Raw genomic sequence first — 19,359 nt, 5'->3', positions numbered from 1 at the left:
TGCTAATTCAGCACATATCACTTCATAGTTTATTTGTGAACCGTAAAGATATTAGAGGAATGATATTATCCTCACTAATTCAAAATATTATTAATCGTTATCTTGAATCTTATACAACTGAATCCGTAGAAGATCAAACTGAATACAGAATCAGGATTAGAAAACCTTATGAAGATCTAGGTGAAATCGCCATCATCTTTCTTGCAAATCTCGCTTTAAATGAACACGTTCAAAACATAGTTGAACGACTTCAACACAGTATGGAAATTACTGATTTTGATCCTCTCCAGTATGGTAAAAGATATCCAATTGTATTTCCTCCCCATCCAACAAAGCTATCAGTTGAGGTAGAAGGACTTTGGTTAGATGATAATAAAACACGGTTCTTTATCACTCGATTCAAAAAAGTTGACCCGATTGATGACCATACCATTGATGTAAATCAAGACCACATTAACACTATCCCCAAAGACGATGAAAAGAACCCAATTCCTCGGGAAAAAAGCAAAAATAAGAATGAACATATCAATACCCAAAAACCGCCATCAAAAGTAAATGGTGAATACCGAAAAAGGTCTGATGTAGAATCAGGAAACACCAATGGTATATTGAAGTATTCATTTAATGAACCTACTACCGATCCAGTAGAAGTTGATTCCTATATTCGACCATATACAGATAAATCCGAAGATGTTGAGACATCATCCGATGAACCGCATGGAAATGAAAAAACAAATATCAAAAAGTCAGAAACTACAGATAAACCGCCTACAAGGGATGAACGTTTTGACATTCCGTATATTATTGAATCACTTCAAGCATTAGCGTTAGAGAAAGATTCTCCATTGCAAAAAGTCTATGCTATTAATGAGTTTGGTGAGGGAATAGAAGGCTTCAACCTATTGCAAATCAAAGAACTTGTTCCTAATCCTAATCACCCGTCTTGGATTGATGATAAGCTTGGAAGACAACTATTATTTCTAAAACTAGAACTCAAAGATAGAATTGATCACTACTATTTAATTGATATACATAAAAATAGAAACCATGAAGCTTTCTGCGCTTTCCTTATCATTACTCCTTACAGATTAACTGGAGAACAGATAAGTAAAATATGTATAGAACTTGAAAGTGCAAAAGGGATTAAAAAATGGATGGCCCATTGCGAACATTTTACTAAACAAATTATTTCTCTCAAACATTCTTGGGCAACTCCTGATGAATGGAAAAATAAATTCAAGAATCTTTTTAAGGCATTAAGCAAATAATTTAACTTATTAGTTATAAGTAGATTATAAAATATTATCAGGTATAAACAGGATTCTTGTCATATAGAACTTAGATATGAGCCAAATTTAATTTTGGCTCATATCTTTCAAATATATCATTGAAAAATTCCTTTCAAATCTTTTGGTACGCCAGAAGCAGTTTCCATTTGCCCCTTACTATTTTTCCAGATCATTGCAGGTGTAGCATAAAAACCATACTTGGTCATCATTTCTTCATTACTTTCAATTTTTTGGGCAATGTTCGCTGGGATTGGTTTCATTTCTTTTATCTTCTGCTTCCCTTTGGTCGCATTAAATTCTTCAAAAACCTTTGCTGGATTTGCAGCAGCAAGTAATGTTGCTGCCTGTCCTCTACTTTCTGGACGAATCACTGCCACTTGAATATGACGTAACTGGACTTTTCCTGATTTTACATAAGGACGGGCTTTTTCCCAAAACATATGACAGTATGGACAGTTTGGATCTGAGAATACATAGACAATACGGGGTGCATTAACATTGCCGTCCTGAATATAAGCGGATTTACCCAAACTTTTCCAGACATCATCCAATACGGATTGTTTAACATGCTTATTTAGGGCATCAACAGTCAGGTTATCGCCTTTGGCATTATGTAAGTCACCAATGATGTAATATTTCTGGTCATTGGAGATAAAGACTGTTGCAGGATTTTGTTGCATATGTCCTGCCCAACCCGTCATTTGTGCGGGGGCTTCTATCTGTTTTACAAAGCTAAAGCCCTCTTTTTCCAGTTGCTGCTTAATTGTGGGTACAGCAGCAAATGTCTGAGCGGCACTCAGGGATAATATTAAGCCAGACATTAACTTTAAATGAGCGTTCATCAGGTTACACCTCTATTGATTTGATGGATAAGTAATTTTTCGCAGGTATTGCTTGAGCATGGCTTGGCTTAATTCACCAAGATGACGTTCCACAAGTTGTCCTTGTGCATTAAAAAATAAGGTACTGGGTAAGCCATACATATTCATGTGTTGAGGCATTTCCCCATGAGGATCAAACAAGACATTGTTAAAATTCAATTGATAACGATGTAGATAGGACACAATCGCTTCAGGTGTTTCACCTTGGTTAAGCATGACAAATTGAACATTTGGATAATCTTGCTGTGCCTGATACAACACAGGCATTTCACGATGGCAAGGCGGACACCAACTCGCCCATAAATTCACGACAGTAGGTTTACCAATAAATTGAGTCAGGGATTGTGGTTGCTGTTTGGGATCGTTAAATGCTAAATCTGGATAGTGTTGCTGTGCATTCCAATGATTGAGTAAATTGATTCCCACAAACTGTATTGTGATAAACAATAGAAAACTGCTTACCAATGCAGGCAATTTTAATAAGCGATTTTTCCAGATAAACCAGCCACTACCCGCAATGATGCCTGCATAAAGGTTAAATCCTTTATCCTGAACCTTAAGAATATCTATTGGATGAGCCAAATATAAATCAGCATGAATCAGCACAAATACAAGTCTTGCGGCAAATAAGCCAATCCATAGTGCAGTCCATAAGGAATCCTTATAGCACTTCCAGGTTGAATCACTCCATTGATGACGTTGCTTAAAATATTTCCCAATGAACCATACGCCAACAAATCCAGACAGTAAAATCAATAGTGACCACGGGAGTATAAAAACACCGAGATGCAATGCTTGGGAAGAAATCAAGGTTGATTCTCCCTATTTAATTTTTGAATATTCTGAATTAGTTGTACTGCGGTATAAGTTCCTGTAAGACGAAGATCACGCTGCTCTTTCTGGTTAGGTGCAAGAAACAATACCGTTGGTGGACCAAGAATCTGCCACTGTTTTAAAATGATGTCTTGCGAAGCTTCATACTGGGTTAAATCCAGTTTAATACGAGTCACATTTTTCAATGCATCCTGAACATCAGTTCTTGGTAAAACATCTCTTTCGATAGGCTGACAAGCAACACACCAGTCAGCATAGACGTCAATGACAATAGGGTCTTTAGCATGTGCAGCTAACGCCTGATTCAGTTCCTGTTGATTTTTAACAATGATCCACGATTGAAGTGACTCACTTTCTGTGGTCTTGACATTTGCAATCGCTTGATTGATATGCCAAATTCCACTCACAGCACAGCCACAGATCAAAACCAGAATGGCAGCTTTATAAGGGATATGGACAATATGGCGTAAAATACCCAGTAAATATCCCGCCATTGTAATCAGAATTAAGGCAAGTCCTGCATAGTAAAAAGTTAAAGGCAATAAAGGACGAGCAAAATATATCGCCATTGCCAGCATGATAAAGCCAAAACTAAACTTTAATCGATCCATCCATAAACCAGGTTTGGGTAGATATTTAGCTCCAAAGACACTGGCGATAAATAAAGGTATCCCAATCCCAAGACCCAGTAAGAACAGGTAGAATCCACCAAGTAAACTATGTTCAAGATGAGAGACATAGAGCAAAGCCCCTGCCAATGGTGCACTCATACAGGGACCAACAATCAAAGCCGAAACTGCTCCCATGATGCCAGCACCCAGCAGTGTTCCACCTTTTTGGCGTTGCTGTATCTGGTCTAAACGTTGTAATAAACCCTGTGGTAAGGACAGTTGATATAAACCAAATAAGTTCAACGCAAATACAATAAACATCAGGGCAAATAAGCCAATGAATACAGGATTTTGAAACCAGCGTTGAATACCATAACCAATTTGTGAAACCACAATACCCATAAGTCCATAGACCAATGCCATACTCAGTACAAAGGTCAATGCGATGATGGCAGCTTTATAGCCTTTATTACGCTGCACCAAAATGCCTGAAAGAATAGGAATCAAAGGTAATGAGCAAGGTAAAAAGGCAAGCAGAATACCCAGTCCTAAAAATAGGATAATGTTAAAAACGACACTTTGATTGGATAAAAGGTTTAAAAAGAATTGATCATTGTTCCAGTCATCACTCAATGATGTTGTTTGTGGCTGAGTTTCAGCCTGCTCTTGTACCTTATCATGAAGAGGTACGGCTGATTCATCCTCCTGTAAGGTCGAAGAAGTTTCAGGATTCGATTTTTCCTGAACAGTTTGCTCTTCAGATTCTGTTTCTACTTTTGATGTATTTTCCTGAGTGACTAAAGCTGCAAGATTAGAGAACTTTGTTTCTGAATTTTGTTGTGGAAGCAGTCCTGCTGCATCAGTCGTGATTGTGGTACGTTGTACGGGATAACATAGGCCATCTTCCGAGCAACCCTGCCAACTCACTGTATATTGGCTGTTTGGTTTTACATCCAGTTGGGTCAGCACCTGATTGTAGTGCACATTGGTTACACCAAAAGTTGGATCATCCTTTTCCTGCCCTTTGGGTAAGTTTAAAGACAGATTCTGCTGATCTAGACTCACCTTGAACTGGTCATGATATAAATAATAATGAGGGGCAATATCCCATTTTAACTCGGCTGTTTTTTCAGATAGAGAACTTGCCTGAAATTTAAATGCCTGTTCTGGTGGCAAAAAATCCTGATTTGCATATATCGATGTTGTGGCTATGCCCAATACAATCGCTATAAATGGTTTAATCAACATACGAGCTTATCTAAACTTAACATTCAGAGCATTATCAGGGACGCTAAATTAACAGAACATTAAGGGCTGTTTTTGTTTGTAAAATAGGTGGGCTAGATGAGGAAATACCATGTTTGTCGTACTTGTTGAAGATGATCCCTATATTGCCCAGAGTATTCTTGCTGCACTAGATTACCTGAATGTTTCAGTTGAGCATGTCGATACTGCTAAAGCTGCGGATTATTTTATTCGCAACAGTGCGGTTGATTTATGTTTACTGGATTTGGGTTTGCCTGATCAGGATGGTCTTGATTTGTTAAATACATGGCGTAAAGATCAAATTCATGTACCTGTTCTGGTGCTTACAGCACGTAATCAAACCCAGCAATGTGTAGATGCCTTAAATATCGGGGCAGATGATTATCTGGCCAAGCCCTTTGACTTAAAGGAACTGATTGCCAGAGTCCATGCTTTGGCAAGACGAAATCGTGGTTACTCCTCAAATGTGCTGCATATTGGTGAATTAGAGATTCATCAGGACACGCAACAGGCGCATTATCAAGGACAACTCCTCACATTATCCAGACGGGAATATAGTTTGCTGGAAGCCTTTATACTTTATCCCAATCAAGTGTTAAAAACAGAGCAATTGATTGATAAAATTTATGGTTATCAGGACAGTATTGAAAGCAATGCATTGAATGTGCATATCCATCACCTCAGGCAAAAGCTTCATCCTGATATGATTCAGACGGTTCGGGGTGTGGGCTATATGTTCAAAGTGCCAGAGCAAAGCACATGAAAAGTTATAGTTTAAAATGGCGACTGGTTTCCACTATTCTGGTGGTCTTTGTTATCTTGTGGTCACTGGTATTCTGCTGGCTTTATTTTGAACTGGAAAAACGCCTGCAAAACACACTGGATGAACGCCTTTCTGCTTCTGCTCATATGGTCGCCCGTTTAATTCAGCAGCTCCCTGTAGACGAGATTGCCAATACAGTGAATGCGACACAACAAGACCATGGCACTCCAAATCTGATTGCCTGTCAGGTTTCATTATTCAGTTCTAATATTTCAGCCAACCATCAGGTGATTGCCAAAACACAAGGTTCACCTGAAAGTTTAAGTACACGAAAAATAGGGCTGAGTACCTGGTCAGAAAATGGAGTGGAATGGCGTAGTTATGTCTTGCAGAAAGGACAGATACAGGTGGTTGCTGCGGAAAGGTTGCAATTACGTTATTCCTTGCTCAAACAGATTTTACAATCAGTATTGATCCCTTTAATCATTACATTGATTTTATGTATTTTTTTAATTTTATGGATTATTCGGGTTGAGTTTCAACCTTTAGACCAGATTGCACAACACCTAAGCCATAAGAAACAGCATTTATCTGATGCGGCCACCTATTTACTGGAATTAAAAACCCAGAATATCCCTAAAGAAATTCAACCCTTTGTTGATGGTTTACTGGAACTTATCCATGACCTGCATCAAAGTCTGGAAAATGAAAAAAGTTTTAGTGCCTTTGCAGCCCATGAGTTACGTGGTCCACTTACCGCAATTAAGACTCATGTTCAACTGAGCCAGCTTATGCTGAGCCAGACTGAACCAACACAAGGTAAAATTGACTTCAATCTCAAACAGGCAGAAGCAAGTATCCAGCGTTATGAGCAGTTACTGGAACAACTATTATTACTCAGCAAAACTGAAATACAACCGCAACATGCTTCAATCGAATCCACAGACATTGCCCAAACCCTACAACACGTCATTGCTGAACTTGAACAAAAATATCCTGATATATCCAAACATCTTAATATTGACTGGGAAAGTTTATCTTTAATCAATCTACCTCACGCTACTTTAACGATTGTACTTAAAAACCTGATTGAGAATGCTTACTTACATGCACAATCGATAACCCCGATTCAAATATATATGGATAAGGGGGATTTAATGGTTGCGGATACAGGTCATGGTTTGACCAATGCTGAACTCGGTTTACTGACACAGCGATTCTGGCGTAAATCTTCGCAAAATGCTGGGCATGGTTTGGGATTATCTTTAGTCAAATTACTACTGGAAAAACATGGGTTTTCAATGCAGTTTTTGCACAATCAACCACAAGGATTAAAAATCAGGATTTATTCTTCAATTTCTGATTAGCCTTGAAAACGCCATAAAGTATTTAGGAATTTTTGTTCCGTTCCCCAAGGCGTTAAATGAATTTCAGTATCATGCTGAATAAGCTGAAAATCTTGCCCCAATGTCATCGCCAGTTTATTCACACTATAACGCTCTACAGGTAAACCGCTACATTGGGTCGGACCATCTTCAGCAAAGGTAGAAATCATCACCATACCATTAGGCTTTAGTGCATGACGCATTACATCTATATATTGCTGTTGTTGAGTTTCTGTCACCATAAAATGAAATACTGCACGGTCATGCCATAAATCAAAAAATTGTGTTGGTAACTGAGCTATACAAATATCCGCAACCTGCCACTGTACATGACCTGCATCCAGCTCTTTCTCCTTAAGTCTATATTTAGTTGTATTTAAAGCTGTTTCAGATAAATCCAGAAGATATAAATTTTTATACCCTATTTCAATCAGTTGGTCGATAAGTAATGATGCACCACTACCCACATCTATTAAATTTGATTTTAAATCAACAACATGATGTTGAATTAGAGCTAGTCTTTTTAAATCTTGCTGCTGATACCAGCTTACCTTATCTACCTGTTTGGATTGGTAAACCTTTTCCCAATAATTGTTTTCCACTTTAAACCTCCATCACTCCTAAATAAAATCGACAGCACCTTATTATTCTGGCAATTTACTATTTAATAGGCCAACTTAAGTAACAGCCTAAAAAAGCCTGCAATCATAAGTAAACTTAAAAAACCACCCAGCCACAGCACAATAAACCATTGGGTTTGAGAAAGTTTCATGGCTTTACTCCTTTAGTGATAACCATCACCGACTTTAACTTTATCCCGAAATACCCAATAGGACATCGCAGTATAGGTAATGATAATTGGGATAAGAATTAACGCACCAATCAACGAAAATAGCTGGCTTTGATACGGTGCTGCGGCATCCCAGATAGTCACTGAGGGTGGAATAATGTAGGGGAACAGACTAATCAGGAAACCTGTATAGGCTAAAAAGACAAGACCAAACATATACATCAAGGGTGCAAACTCATGTCGTTGTTTACAGGCACGAATCACCAGAAAACTCAATAATAAAACCAGTATTGGTACAGGGCTAAAATAAAACAGTTGCGGTAAGCTAAACCAGCGTTCAGCAATTACAGGATGTGCCAGTGGCGTGTAGATACTGACCCCAGCAAAAATCACCAATAATGCTACCACCAGTTTAGGCATCAGTTGATAAAGTTGCTGTTGCAACTGAGATTCAGTTTTTAAAATCAACCAGCCACAGCCCAAAGCAGCATACACCACCACCACGCCCACACCTGTAAATAAAGAAAATGGCGTGAGCCAGTCGAGTCCACCACCAGCATAACGACCATCTATAATTTTGATGCCCTGAATATATGCACCTAAAATCACACCCTGTAAAAAACTGGAAAGTATCGACCCACCAATAAATGCCTTATCCCATAAATGTTTGGTACGATTTGCCTTAAAACGAAACTCAAAGGCAACCCCACGAAAAATCAGGGCAATCACCATGAGGATAATTGGTAAATACAGTGCAGATAAGACGGCTGAATAGACCATGGGAAAAGCTGCAAATAATCCTGCCCCACCGAGTACCATCCATGTTTCATTACCATCCCAGACGGGGGCAACAGTATTCATCATCACATCCCGTTCCTGTTGGTCTTTGACAAAAGGAAAGAGAATCCCAATACCTAAATCAAATCCATCAAGTACCACATAGACCAGTACACCCAAACCAATAATGGCAACCCAGATTAAAGATAAATCAATCATGATGATGCTCCTTTATCCTGTTCATCAAGAGATTCATTGATGGCACTGAGTGGGCGCATCGGGGTTTTAAAATGTCCCACACCGCCTATTTCACTTGCCTGACTATGAATAAACTTTGGTCCCTTATGCATTAGTTTGAGCATGTAATAAATACCCACACCAAACACAATGCAGTAGACCACCACAAAGATAATCAGGGTTAAACCCACCTGCTCGGCTGATACAGGAGAAAGCGCATCTTTGGTTCGCATAATGCCATAGACAATCCATGGCTGCCGTCCAACTTCGGTGGTAAACCAACCTGCCAGTAAGGCAATAAAACCAGAGGGTGTCATAATAAGTGCAAAACCATGAAACCATTTTTGCTCATAGAGTTTGCCTGTTTTTCTAAGCCAGACACTGGCGAATGCCATCAGCAGCATTAACATGCCAAGCCCCACCATAATACGGAAACTCCAAAATACAATGGTTGAGTTTGGACGATCTTCAGGGGCAAAGTCTTTTAATCCAGTGACAGTTCCATCCATTGAATGAGTCAGAATTAAACTACCTAAATTGGGAATAGCGATGGCATATTTGGTACGTTCTTCCTGCATGTCAGGCAGTCCAAATAAATAAAGTGGCATCCCTTCCTCATGATTAGTTTCCCAATGTCCCTCCATGGCTGCAACTTTGGCAGGCTGATGTTTTAAGGTATTTAAACCGTGGGCATCACCAATAAACACCTGTAACGGGGCTAAAATCAGAATCAGCCACAATCCCATGGAAAAGGATTTTTTAACCAGTTCATCACGACGACCTTTCAATAAGTGCCATGCTGCTGTACCTGTGACCAATAATGCTGCCACAAGAAATGCAGCAATACCCATATGTGCCAAGCGATATGGGAATGATGGATTAAAGACAATTGCAAACCAGTCATGTGGCACAATAATGCCATTCTCAATGCTAAAGCCTTGTGGCGTCTGCATCCAGCTATTAGAGGATAGAATCCAGAACATGGAAATACAGGTGCCAATTGCGACCATTAACGTGGCAAAAAAGTGCATGCGAGGACTAACACGCCCCCAGCCAAACAGCATAATCCCCAAGAAACCAGCTTCAAGGAAAAATGCACTCAATACTTCATAGGAAAGTAAAGGTCCTGTAATACTGCCTGCAAAATAGGAAAATTCGCTCCAATTCGTACCAAATTGATAACTCATCACCACACCAGACACCACGCCCATCCCAAAAGACAAGGCAAAGATTTTTATCCAGAATTTAAACAAATCCTGATAAATCGGGTTTTGGGTACGCAACCATTTCCATTCCAGTACCGCCAAAAAACTTGCCAGACCAATCGAAATAGCAGGAAAAATAATATGGAATGAAACTGTGAAAGCAAACTGTATTCTTGCCAGTTCCAAAGCTGTCAGCCCTAAATTCATAAGACCTCCTTACTCAAGCAGATAATGCGGAAAAAATTAAATAAGCAGCAACAACGGTGACAGTCGTTGCAAATATTTTTTGTACCGTTTTAACTGGAATCAGGGTGATGATACGTCGTCCTATTAACATGCCAGCAATACATGCCAAAACAAAACTAAGTGTGACTTCAAGAGGGTACTGAAACCCATCCAGCACATGAATCGAGATACTTAAACCACCGATTAAAAAAATAATCATCAATGAGGTAGCAACGATGCTGTACATGTCCAGATTGGTGATTTTGCGTAGTGCAGGCACAATCACAAAACCACCACCAACCCCCAACAAACCTGTGAGTAAACCTGCTATTACACCGAGTCCTCCCAGTATTGAGGCAGTTTTAACATTCCAGATAAAACGTCCTGTGGATGGGCTAACCTTGCAAGGTGGGTTTTCAAAATCATTGACTTTATTAAAGAAAATACGATAAGCAACAATCAGCATCACCACTGCGAAAGCCAGTGTTAGCCAGAGTGGTTCAACAATATGAGACAGGTGTACACCATAGCGTGCCGATGGAATACTGATTAAAGCAATCCAGATGGCTGCACGATAACGGACAATCTTGTTGAATAAGCCTTGAACAGTTCCAATAAAAGCAGACAAGGTAATTGCTAATAAACCAACAGGTGCCGCTTGAGCCACTGTCCAGCCTTGACTTGCCATCAATGCAGGTACCGCCAAAATGCCACCACCAGCTCCTGTCAAGCCAAGCAAGCAACCAATAACTAAACCCTCAATAATGAGTAAAAACATATCTTGAACCCGCCTTTTATCTCATATCGAATCATTTTTTAAAGTCAAAAAAGCCCTAAACCCATCTCCTATAAAAAGATAGGTATTTGATATATAATTTAATTTATTTTCTTGTGAGCTTCGGTTTAACTAGCCATTCATGCCCTTTGAGCATACCATCCCAATATATAGGTGGTAGAATCTGCTCTTTGAGTAGCCATGCCATACGAGAGGGTTGTTCACCATCTAAGAACCATTTTGGAAAACTTGGTAGCAGCTTGCCGCCATAGCCAAACTCAGCCAGTACAATTTTGCCCCGTTCTACAGTGAGTGGGCATGAACCATAACCATCATAATGAGCAAATTGTTCACTGCCTTTAAGATATTGCAGGACATTAACTGCAACGATTGGAGCCTGTTTACGTGCAGCTGCGGCAGTTTTGGCATTGGGAGCATTCATCACATCACCCAAAGCAAAAATATTAGGATATTTTGGATTGGCATGTTGTAAGGTATGTTGATTGACATCAAGCCAACCTGCTGCATCTACTAAAGAACTGGCACGAATAAAATCGGGGGCTTGCTGTGGGGGTACAACATGCAACATATCAAAATCCGTTGCGATGATTGACTTACTCTCACCTACCACAACCTGAAACCAAGCTCGTTTTTGCTGACCATCGACCTTGATGAGCTGATGATTAAAATTTAAATTGATACCGTATTGTTCAACATATTCCATCAATGCAGGCACATAAGCCGCCACACCAAATAACACCGCACCTGTATTAAAAAAATCTATCTGAATATCTTTCAGCAACCCCTGTTTTTTCCAGTGATCTGCTGATAAGTACATGGCTTTTTGTGGTGCACCAGCACATTTAATTGGCATTGGTGGCTGGGTAAATACTGCTTTGCCTTTTTTTAAATTCTGTACAAGCTGCCATGTATAAGGAGCAAGGTCATAACGGTAATTGGAAGTCACTCCATTTTTTCCGAGTGTTTCTACCAGCCCCTCTATGCCATGCCAATTCAGTTTTAGACCTGGACAAATGACCAGAGCTTCGTAACTTAGTGGTTTACAGCCCTCTAAAATGACCTGTTTATTTTCTGGGTCAAAAGCAGCAACAGCTTGCTGAATCCATTTGACTTTTTGCGGAATTAAATCACGCATCTGACGGGCAGTTTTTGCTGGTGGAAAAATACCACCGCCCACCATCGTCCAACCAGGTTGATAATAATGAATATCGGCAGGGTCAATGATGGCAATATCCAAATCAGCCTGACGTGATAATAGGCTTGCAGCAACGGAAATTCCTGCTGCTCCTGCACCGACAATCACCACCGTATATTTGGTACTACTTTGTGGATTTGCCTGTTTTAACACACGAGGAACAATACCCTGTAAATCATAACCCAACGTTTTTGCAGTGAGTAAAGTCTGTTCAAGATTCTGCTCACGTCCTTGTGATAATGCCCAGAGCGTAATTGAGCGTGTACCTGTGCGGCAAAATGCCAATAACGGTTTTTCGGCATTTTGATACATCATTCTAAATGCCTGTGCCTGCTCATCCGTAACCTGACCACTGGTGACAGGCAAATATTCAACGGTTATGCCATGTTGTGTTGCAGCCTGTTGAATTTCGATGATATTGGGCTGGTCTGCCCCCTCACCATCAGGACGATTACATATAATGGTTTTTATGCCTTGTTCTGCAAGCGTTGTCATATCCTGTGCGGTAATCTGTTCCGAAACTAGAAACTCAGTATTGACCTGTTTAAGTTGCATGACATGATCTCCTTATTTGCCACAGGCTTTATTGGCAGGTAAAGCAATATCAATTTTCTTTGGATAAGGTAAATTCAGATTCTGCATAATGTCGATAAACTCCTGTTTGCTTCGTCCATTGCCCAAACGTGCATTATGTAAACGTTCCTGTCCAACTGTTGAAGACAGTCTGCCTTTGTAATCATGGCCTGGGTAAACAATAGTTTCATCGGGCAAAGAAAAAATTTGTTGATGAATACTGTCATATAAGGTTGCAGCATTACCCTCCTGAAAATCAGTACGACCACAGCCATCTATCAGTAAAGCATCACCTGTAAATACCATACCCTCGACCACATAACTGGTACAGGCATTGGTATGCCCAGGGGTATAACGGGCTTCAACTAAAATATCGCCAATCCGAATTGCACTTTTATCAGTGATAAAAATATCACCACACGCCACACCAGAATTGCGATGCAACACCGTTTTACAACCGAATTTTTCCCTTAACTGATTGGCAGCCGTCACATGGTCAGCATGAACATGGGTATCTAAGCTATATGCCAGAGTTAAGTTCTTTGCTGCCAAGAGCTTGGCATAATGCCCAATCTCGGAAGCCACAGGGTCAATCAATATCGCTTGCTGTGTATCCTCACAGGCGAGTAAATAGGTATAGGTCGAACTTTCCTGTTCAAAGAATTGATGAAATATCATAGGTATTTTTCTCGAATCAAATCAACTTATATTCTAATTTTGCAAATACAATGCCAATTTTATCTTTTAATTTTATATACAGTAAAATCAATTAAATATATTCGTTTTATTTATTTTGGTATTTCAAACAACTTATTTTTGTTTCATAATTTGTTTCAAATGTTGCAACAACTGAAATAACATATGAAACATCAGCCACAAGAAATCGAATGCAGCCCTATACAACTCGAATTAAGTCAAAAATTTCATAGTTGCTCCAAAGAAATGCGGCATATGTATTCAATTATTGAAAAAGTAGCGGTGACTGAATTTCCTGTTTTGGTTCGTGGAGAATCTGGTAGCGGTAAAGAGTTGGTTGCCCAAGCCATTCACCATTACAGTCAGCGTAAGAATGAGGTTTTTATTGCCATTAACTGTGCTGCACTCAATGCCAATATTCTGGAGAGTGAACTGTTTGGACATGTTAAAGGGGCATTTACAGGGGCAATTAGAGAACATAAAGGCGTATTTGAACGTGCAGCAGGTGGCACATTATTTTTGGATGAAATTGCCGAAATTCCACTGGAATTACAAGCCAAGTTATTGCGTATTCTGGAAACAGGTGAATTTACTCCAATGGGTGGGGAAAAATCCATTAAATCTGATGCGCGTATTATTACTGCAACCCATCGGGCATTGAGAGAAGAAGCTCGACTGGGGCATTTTCGACAGGATTTACTCTATCGCTTACGGGTGATTCCTATTTTTATACCGCCTTTACGTGAGCGTAAACAGGATATTCCCCTCATTGCCGAAGCAATTTTAAAAGAACAACAGGAAAGTTTAAACACCACACCTAGACTTACACAACAGGCAATCGAAGTATTGATAAATTATGACTGGCCTGGCAATGTACGAGAACTTAAAAATACGCTGCTCTATGCACTGACGATGGCAAATGGTCAATCTCATATTGAAGTCATGGATTTACCCGATGAAATCAGTCATACCCAATACCACAGTGAATGCATCAATTCATTAGAGCCATCACCACAAAAGGGAAAGCTAAACAAAGATACAGTGCAAAAGATGTTAGTCAAATATCAATATGACTTCGCTTTAACAGCTCAAGCCCTTAATATCAGCCGAACTACATTATGGCGTTATCGAAAGTTGTTTAATTTATAGTTGTGCTTCCGTCAGCCATGTCTTAAATGCCACCAGTTTCGGCATATTCTGACATTCTTCCCGATACACCATGTAATACGCCAATACAGATGAACATTGCATATCAGGATATAATCGTATCAATCGCCCCGTTTTTAAATCATCTGCTGCCATGACACTTCTGGCCAATGCCACGCCATGTCCGTCTATGGCTGCCTGTAAAACCGCAGCCGAATTATTGATTTTTAAACCTCGTTGGGTCGGTTCATCACTAATCTGATTGTACTGTAACCATGTATCCCAAGTCGTAAACCCTGAATGGGCATCCATTGTTAAATCATGGATTAATGGTAGATTTAATAAACTCTTAGGATCTTGTAATTGTAGCTGATACTTCTGATAAAACGCAGGCGAACAAACAGGAAATACCTCCTCATCCATTAACTTCTCTGCAACCAATCCTGACCAGTTGCCTTGTCCATATCGCACTGCAATATCAATACCATGACGTCCAAAATCCACAGGCTTTAAATTGGTATCCAGTCGAATATCAATCTCAGGATAAGCTTGTTGAAAAGTATCAATTCTTGGTAACAGCCATTTCGCTGCAAAAGCAGGACTGATGGCAACAGTTAAAACCCCTGTTGAGGTTTGAGCCTGTAATTTTTCCAGTCCAAATATCAGCCTGTCGAATCCTGCACGAATATCAGGTAATGCCAACAATGCCGCTTCAGTTGCTACCAGTCTGGCTTTACCTCCTGTACTCCGCTGAAACAAGGTCATGCCGAGATAATCTTCTAGACTTTTAACCAGTTGTCCTACTGCCGCAGGGGTAACATTTAGTTCATCAGCAGCAGCCGAAAAACTTTGATGTCTGGCACTAGCCTCAAAAGCTCTTAATGCGTTGAGATATACAGGAGTTTTCATTCTAAAGATTTTCTATTAATCATCACAAGATTATCTCATTTGTTTATATAGGACATGAATCATAAAATCAATCCATGCAAATGACATACAGAATAGATATGTCAGGGAAAAACTCAAAATTGATAGAGGATGGCATAGTCATGAATAGATTTTCTTTGAAAGTAGCGATTGTAACAGGTGGTGGTTCAGGTATTGGTAAAGAGGTTGCCACTCGCTTAGTGAAAGAAGGTGCAAATGTTGTCATTACTGGACGTAATGAAGATAAGTTAAAACAGGCTGCTCAGGATATTGATGCCACAGGTGAGCATATCCGTTATTTTGCTGCGGACATTGCATCCCCAATAACTTCACAACAACTTGTTGATTTCACCACCGCAGAATTTGGTGGGGTTGATATCCTGATTAACAATGCTGGCATTTTTGCGCCTAAACCATTTCTGGAAGTCTCTGAATCTGAATATGACGGATTTCTAGACATCATCTTAAAAGGCAAGTTTTTCATGGCTCAGGCTGCCGCAAAAGCCATGCAGTTACGTGGTGGCGGTGCAATTGTTCAAACAGGTTCGTTATGGGCATTACAGGCAGTTAAAGCAACGCCATCTTCTGCCTATTCTGCTGCGAATGCTGGTGTACATGCATTAACTCATAACTTAGCAATTGAACTTGCAGAGGTGAATATCCGTATTAATACCGTTGCTCCTGCTGTAGTTGAAACACCTGTGTACAACACCTTTATGACAGATGATCAAGTGAAAGAAGCACTTCCATCTTTTAACTCGTTCCATCCATTAGGTCGTAACGGTCAGCCTGCCGATGTTGCAGAAGCGATTTTATTCCTTGCCTCAACAAATGCAGCATGGATTACAGGAACCATTCTACCTGTTGATGGTGGTGTAATGGCTGGTCATTAATTTATACCTATTTTTAACCTTTTAGCTAAGTGAGATTTAATATGCAAGACTGGAATAATTATCGTGATTCTTTATTACAACGTGTGGGTGAATATGCTCAACTTGCGCCAGATGTAATGAAAGCCATTGGTTCACTTGAGCCAAGTATTGGCAAGATGGGAAAACTGGATGCCAAAACCCATGAATTGATTGCTCTGGCAGTCGCTGTAACGACACGTTGTGATGCATGTATTGCCGTTCATTCTAAAAAAGCGATTGAACTAGGTGTGAGCCGTGAAGAAATTGCAGAAGCTCTTTCTGTGGCAATTGCATTAAATGCTGGTGCTGCCCTGACTTATTCAGCCCGTGTTTTAGAAGCAGTAGATAGCGTAAGTCAGCAATAACATTTTTAAATTCTTCCTCCTATTGATCTGCATCAGGTCAATAGGATATTTGCCTTTTTGAATGGATGAGACAAAGCATGTTAATTAACGCTGATTTTTCCCAAATGGCTGTGGTTAAACCCAACGACTATCAATGGGTCAAGTCTCCTCGTGGTGAAGTTGAAAGAGTTATGCTGGATCGGGTTGGAGATGAAACTGCCCGTGCCACGAGTTTGGTTCGTTATACACCACACACCATTTTTCCAGAGCATCAGCATCCATTGGGTGAAGAAATTTTGGTGCTTTCAGGAACATTCACTGAAAATAATGATCAGCATTATCCAGCAGGCTGGTATTTACGCAATCCAGATGGTTCAAAACATACTCCATCCAGTGAAGATGGCACACTGATTTTTGTCAAACTCATGCAAATGTCCAAGACTAATACTGAGACTGTGCGTATCAATACTCATTATCCTGAAAACTGGCAAACACTTGGTCAGCGTCTGATTTGTCCCTTATACCTCTCGCATGATGAACATACCTATCTCGAAAAACTTAAACCACATCAGAGTTTTGATGAACATAGTTTAAATGGGATAGAACTTTTAATTGTACAGGGTGAATTGATTGCAAATGGAGAGTGTTATCCCACAGGTTCATGGATTCGTTTACCACTTCAAAGTAGCCATAGTTTTTATGCAAGTGAAATAGGCGCAATGCTGTATGTAAAAACAGGCCATCTTTCCTCTGCCCAAAAATTTATGGAGCAGCAGTCATGATACAGACCAAGATTGCCATTATTGGCGCAGGATTAAGTGGCCTTTATGCTGCCTATTTACTGGAGCAAGCTAAAATCACCGACTATGTTGTACTGGAAGCGAGAGAGCGTTTAGGAGGACGTGTCTATTCAGAGCGAGGATTTGATTTAGGTGCAACATGGATCTGGCCTGACCTCAATCCTGATCTAATGCGACTGGTACATCAATTGGAATTGACGTTTTCCGAACAGTTTGAAAAGGGTAAGTTGGTCTTTGAAAAGCAAAGAGGAATACCCCCTGTACAGTTATCAAGTCCTTGGGCATCGACACCCTCGATTCGCCTTGAGGGTGGAATGAGCAGCCTGATTCATGGCTTAGCCCAACAAATTCCTGCACAAAAAATTATGACTCAACAACAGGTCACTCATATTACTCAACAAGAACAAGCACCACTTCATTTAACCACTCAGAATCAGGCGGGTGATGAAACAATTATTGAAGCAGATTATATCCTAATTGCGCTTGCACCTCGTCTAACTGCTCAACACATTTTATTCTCTCCAGCCTTGCCCCCTGCATTACTGAGCCAGTGGAAACACACTGCGACATGGATGGCTCCCCATGCCAAGTATGTGGCAGTTTATCCTGAAGCTTTTTGGAGAAAACAGGGCTTGTCTGGTCAAGCCAGTAGCCATGTTGGCCCTATGGGTGAAATTCACGATGCGTCTACATCCAATGGTCATGCCGCCTTATTTGGTTTTCTGGGTATTCCTGCAAGCGTTCGTAAAAAAGTCAGTGAGGCAGACTTGATGGCACATTGTCGGGCACAACTGGTTCGCCTGTTTGGTTCAGAAGCTGCAACCCCTGAATATGAATATATCAAAGACTGGTCAGCAGACAATTTTACCGCCACTGAAGATGACTGGAAAAACCCTGCTGTCTCTCATGGAGTAGCACCTGAAAATACCCCGAATGACCAAATTTGGCATAACCGTATCATTGGCATTGCTAGCGAATGGTCACAGCACTATTCAGGCTATTTAGCAGGGGCGATAGATGCTGCTCAGATTGGTGTTCAGCGTATTCAACAACTCTTATAAAATTCAATAGGCATATTTATGCAAAAGACTTATAAAGCCGTACAGGTAAGCCAGTTTGGTAAACTGGAAATGGTTGAACGAAATATTCCCACACCACAGGTAGGTGAGGTTCTGATTGCGGTGGAAGCCTGTGGCATCTGTGGTGCAGATGCCACCACAGTCGAAAGTAGCAATCCTGATTTTCAATATCCCCGTGTGCCAGGTCATGAAGTGGTTGGGCGGATTATTGCTATTGCAGATTCCTCATCCTATTGGAAAATTGGTCAGCGAGTTGGAGTCAGTCGCCTAGGCGGACATTGCAATCACTGTGCTGAATGTCGTCAGGGTTTATTTAATCTCTGCAACAACCAGCCTGTTATGGGGAGTAGCCATGATGGTGGCTATGCAGAAATGCTACTTGCCAAAGAAACAGGATTAGTGACTATTCCTGATGAACTAAGTTCAGTTGAAGCTGCACCTTTGGTGTGTGCTTGTCAACGGCATTCTAAAATTGACCCCTTTTACCTTAAAAATGGCTAAGTAAAATTGACCCCTTTGATCTCGTATTAAGTTTCAACCTGGGGCTGAATCCCAATTCTTTTTTTATCCCTCAAACGATAACTCTCACCCGATATTTGTACTACATGACAGTGATGTGTGCTGAGAAA

Annotated in this window: 21 protein-coding genes; 9 read left to right on the top strand and 12 right to left on the bottom strand. The window is 40.3% G+C overall.

The features are described from left to right. Window positions 1-1,268: hypothetical protein (locus IO68_RS34165; protein WP_023013330.1), on the top strand; the 1,268-nt coding region annotated here is incomplete at its 5' end. Window positions 1,269-1,384: 116 nt separating this feature from the next. Here IO68_RS34165 and dsbG read toward each other — a convergent pair. Genes dsbG through dsbD form a run of 3 tightly spaced genes read right to left on the bottom strand, consistent with a single transcriptional unit; the run spans window position 1,385 to window position 4,863 of the window. Further along, window positions 1,385-2,131 (bottom strand): thiol:disulfide interchange protein DsbG, encoded by a 747-nt coding sequence (gene dsbG / locus IO68_RS25225; protein WP_016165187.1) that lies wholly within the window; start codon window positions 2,129-2,131, stop codon window positions 1,385-1,387. Between the two features lie 12 nt (window positions 2,132-2,143). Next, window positions 2,144-2,980: a TlpA disulfide reductase family protein gene (locus IO68_RS25220; protein WP_023013329.1), complete on the bottom strand. Its 837-nt coding sequence runs from the start codon at window positions 2,978-2,980 to the stop codon at window positions 2,144-2,146. Beyond that, window positions 2,977-4,863, bottom strand: a complete 1,887-nt coding sequence (dsbD, locus tag IO68_RS25215; protein WP_016165185.1) for a protein-disulfide reductase DsbD — start codon at window positions 4,861-4,863, stop codon at window positions 2,977-2,979. Before dsbD ends, IO68_RS25220 begins: the two co-directional genes overlap by 4 nt. A 109-nt stretch (window positions 4,864-4,972) precedes the next feature. Between dsbD and IO68_RS25210 the strand changes: the two genes are divergently transcribed. Next, window positions 4,973-5,644, top strand: coding sequence for a response regulator transcription factor (locus IO68_RS25210; RefSeq protein WP_016165184.1), 672 nt, complete (start codon window positions 4,973-4,975; stop codon window positions 5,642-5,644). Then, a complete protein-coding gene (locus IO68_RS25205; protein ID WP_016165183.1) occupies window positions 5,641-7,011 on the top strand; it encodes an ATP-binding protein in 1,371 nt (456 codons plus the stop codon). The genes IO68_RS25210 and IO68_RS25205 overlap by 4 nt, the downstream gene beginning before the upstream one ends. Here the strand turns inward: IO68_RS25205 and IO68_RS25200 are convergent. The 7 genes from IO68_RS25200 to IO68_RS25175 form a co-directional block, all read right to left on the bottom strand. Next, entirely contained in the window at window positions 7,008-7,631 is a 624-nt protein-coding gene (locus IO68_RS25200) for a class I SAM-dependent methyltransferase (RefSeq protein WP_016165182.1), read from the bottom strand. The two genes, IO68_RS25205 and IO68_RS25200, sit on opposite strands and share 4 nt — an antisense overlap. A gap of 62 nt (window positions 7,632-7,693) precedes the next feature. After that, on the bottom strand, window positions 7,694-7,801 hold the full coding sequence (locus IO68_RS33805) for a hypothetical protein (protein WP_016165181.1): 108 nt from the start codon (window positions 7,799-7,801) through the stop codon (window positions 7,694-7,696). Window positions 7,802-7,813: 12 nt separating this feature from the next. Continuing rightward, complete coding sequence (gene cydB / locus IO68_RS25195; RefSeq protein WP_023013328.1) at window positions 7,814-8,815, bottom strand: cytochrome d ubiquinol oxidase subunit II; 1,002 nt, start codon at window positions 8,813-8,815, stop codon at window positions 7,814-7,816. Then, window positions 8,812-10,245 (bottom strand): cytochrome ubiquinol oxidase subunit I, encoded by a 1,434-nt coding sequence (locus IO68_RS25190; protein WP_016165179.1) that lies wholly within the window; start codon window positions 10,243-10,245, stop codon window positions 8,812-8,814. Before IO68_RS25190 ends, cydB begins: the two co-directional genes overlap by 4 nt. Window positions 10,246-10,258: 13 nt before the next feature. Continuing rightward, a complete protein-coding gene (locus tag IO68_RS25185; protein WP_016165178.1) occupies window positions 10,259-11,041 on the bottom strand; it encodes a sulfite exporter TauE/SafE family protein in 783 nt (260 codons plus the stop codon). A gap of 103 nt (window positions 11,042-11,144) precedes the next feature. Next, the gene (locus IO68_RS25180) at window positions 11,145-12,809 is read right to left on the bottom strand and encodes a bifunctional protein tyrosine phosphatase family protein/NAD(P)/FAD-dependent oxidoreductase (protein ID WP_016165177.1); all 1,665 of its coding nucleotides are present in this window, start codon (window positions 12,807-12,809) and stop codon (window positions 11,145-11,147) included. Window positions 12,810-12,821: 12 nt separating this feature from the next. Further along, window positions 12,822-13,505, bottom strand: coding sequence for an MBL fold metallo-hydrolase (locus tag IO68_RS25175; RefSeq protein WP_016165176.1), 684 nt, complete (start codon window positions 13,503-13,505; stop codon window positions 12,822-12,824). Between the two features lie 183 nt (window positions 13,506-13,688). Between IO68_RS25175 and IO68_RS25170 the strand changes: the two genes are divergently transcribed. Further along, entirely contained in the window at window positions 13,689-14,672 is a 984-nt protein-coding gene (locus IO68_RS25170; protein ID WP_016165175.1) for a sigma-54 interaction domain-containing protein, read from the top strand. On the opposite strand, the gene gcvA is transcribed toward IO68_RS25170, so the two are convergent. Next, entirely contained in the window at window positions 14,667-15,578 is a 912-nt protein-coding gene (gene gcvA / locus IO68_RS25165) for a transcriptional regulator GcvA (RefSeq protein WP_016165174.1), read from the bottom strand. The two genes, IO68_RS25170 and gcvA, sit on opposite strands and share 6 nt — an antisense overlap. A gap of 140 nt (window positions 15,579-15,718) precedes the next feature. Here gcvA and IO68_RS25160 point away from each other — a divergent pair, with 140 nt between their 5' ends. The 5 genes from IO68_RS25160 (at window position 15,719) to IO68_RS25140 (ending at window position 19,231) form a co-directional block, all read left to right on the top strand. Beyond that, window positions 15,719-16,489: an SDR family NAD(P)-dependent oxidoreductase gene (locus IO68_RS25160; protein ID WP_016165173.1), complete on the top strand. Its 771-nt coding sequence runs from the start codon at window positions 15,719-15,721 to the stop codon at window positions 16,487-16,489. Window positions 16,490-16,530: 41 nt separating this feature from the next. Beyond that, window positions 16,531-16,872 (top strand): carboxymuconolactone decarboxylase family protein, encoded by a 342-nt coding sequence (locus tag IO68_RS25155; RefSeq protein ID WP_016165172.1) that lies wholly within the window; start codon window positions 16,531-16,533, stop codon window positions 16,870-16,872. A gap of 77 nt (window positions 16,873-16,949) precedes the next feature. Next, a complete protein-coding gene (locus IO68_RS25150; protein WP_016165171.1) occupies window positions 16,950-17,633 on the top strand; it encodes a cupin domain-containing protein in 684 nt (227 codons plus the stop codon). Beyond that, on the top strand, window positions 17,630-18,712 hold the full coding sequence (locus tag IO68_RS25145) for a flavin monoamine oxidase family protein (protein WP_016165170.1): 1,083 nt from the start codon (window positions 17,630-17,632) through the stop codon (window positions 18,710-18,712). Before IO68_RS25150 ends, IO68_RS25145 begins: the two co-directional genes overlap by 4 nt. 18 nt (window positions 18,713-18,730) lie before the next feature. Beyond that, window positions 18,731-19,231: an alcohol dehydrogenase catalytic domain-containing protein gene (locus tag IO68_RS25140; protein ID WP_016165169.1), complete on the top strand. Its 501-nt coding sequence runs from the start codon at window positions 18,731-18,733 to the stop codon at window positions 19,229-19,231. A 26-nt stretch (window positions 19,232-19,257) separates the two neighbouring features. Here IO68_RS25140 and IO68_RS34160 read toward each other — a convergent pair. Continuing rightward, window positions 19,258-19,359, bottom strand: a 102-nt coding sequence (locus tag IO68_RS34160; protein WP_227502886.1) for an ATP-binding protein, incomplete at its 5' end; no start/stop codon positions are given.

The sequence above is a fragment of the Acinetobacter sp. COS3 genome, assembly GCF_000475335.1.
GTDB lineage: Bacteria > Pseudomonadota > Gammaproteobacteria > Pseudomonadales > Moraxellaceae > Acinetobacter > Acinetobacter venetianus.
This window is presented reverse-complemented; position numbering and strand designations above follow the sequence as displayed.

Bases quoted from the DNA above. Each gene is read 5' to 3' on its own strand.
- cydB (WP_023013328.1), bottom strand. From the start codon at position 8,815: ATGATTGATTTATCTTTAATCTGGGTTGCCATTATTGGTTTGGGTGTA.
- IO68_RS25190 (WP_016165179.1), bottom strand. From the start codon at position 10,245: ATGAATTTAGGGCTGACAGCTTTGGAACTGGCAAGAATACAGTTTGCT.
- IO68_RS25140 (WP_016165169.1), top strand. From the start codon at position 18,731: ATGCAAAAGACTTATAAAGCCGTACAGGTAAGCCAGTTTGGTAAACTG.
- gcvA (WP_016165174.1), bottom strand. From the start codon at position 15,578: ATGAAAACTCCTGTATATCTCAACGCATTAAGAGCTTTTGAGGCTAGT.
- IO68_RS25180 (WP_016165177.1), bottom strand. From the start codon at position 12,809: ATGCAACTTAAACAGGTCAATACTGAGTTTCTAGTTTCGGAACAGATT.
- IO68_RS25175 (WP_016165176.1), bottom strand. From the start codon at position 13,505: ATGATATTTCATCAATTCTTTGAACAGGAAAGTTCGACCTATACCTAT.
- IO68_RS25145 (WP_016165170.1), top strand. From the start codon at position 17,630: ATGATACAGACCAAGATTGCCATTATTGGCGCAGGATTAAGTGGCCTT.
- dsbD (WP_016165185.1), bottom strand. From the start codon at position 4,863: ATGTTGATTAAACCATTTATAGCGATTGTATTGGGCATAGCCACAACA.
- IO68_RS25160 (WP_016165173.1), top strand. From the start codon at position 15,719: ATGAATAGATTTTCTTTGAAAGTAGCGATTGTAACAGGTGGTGGTTCA.
- IO68_RS33805 (WP_016165181.1), bottom strand. From the start codon at position 7,801: ATGAAACTTTCTCAAACCCAATGGTTTATTGTGCTGTGGCTGGGTGGT.
- IO68_RS25205 (WP_016165183.1), top strand. From the start codon at position 5,641: ATGAAAAGTTATAGTTTAAAATGGCGACTGGTTTCCACTATTCTGGTG.
- IO68_RS25185 (WP_016165178.1), bottom strand. From the start codon at position 11,041: ATGTTTTTACTCATTATTGAGGGTTTAGTTATTGGTTGCTTGCTTGGC.
- IO68_RS25150 (WP_016165171.1), top strand. From the start codon at position 16,950: ATGTTAATTAACGCTGATTTTTCCCAAATGGCTGTGGTTAAACCCAAC.
- IO68_RS25155 (WP_016165172.1), top strand. From the start codon at position 16,531: ATGCAAGACTGGAATAATTATCGTGATTCTTTATTACAACGTGTGGGT.
- IO68_RS25210 (WP_016165184.1), top strand. From the start codon at position 4,973: ATGTTTGTCGTACTTGTTGAAGATGATCCCTATATTGCCCAGAGTATT.
- dsbG (WP_016165187.1), bottom strand. From the start codon at position 2,131: ATGAACGCTCATTTAAAGTTAATGTCTGGCTTAATATTATCCCTGAGT.
- IO68_RS25170 (WP_016165175.1), top strand. From the start codon at position 13,689: ATGAAACATCAGCCACAAGAAATCGAATGCAGCCCTATACAACTCGAA.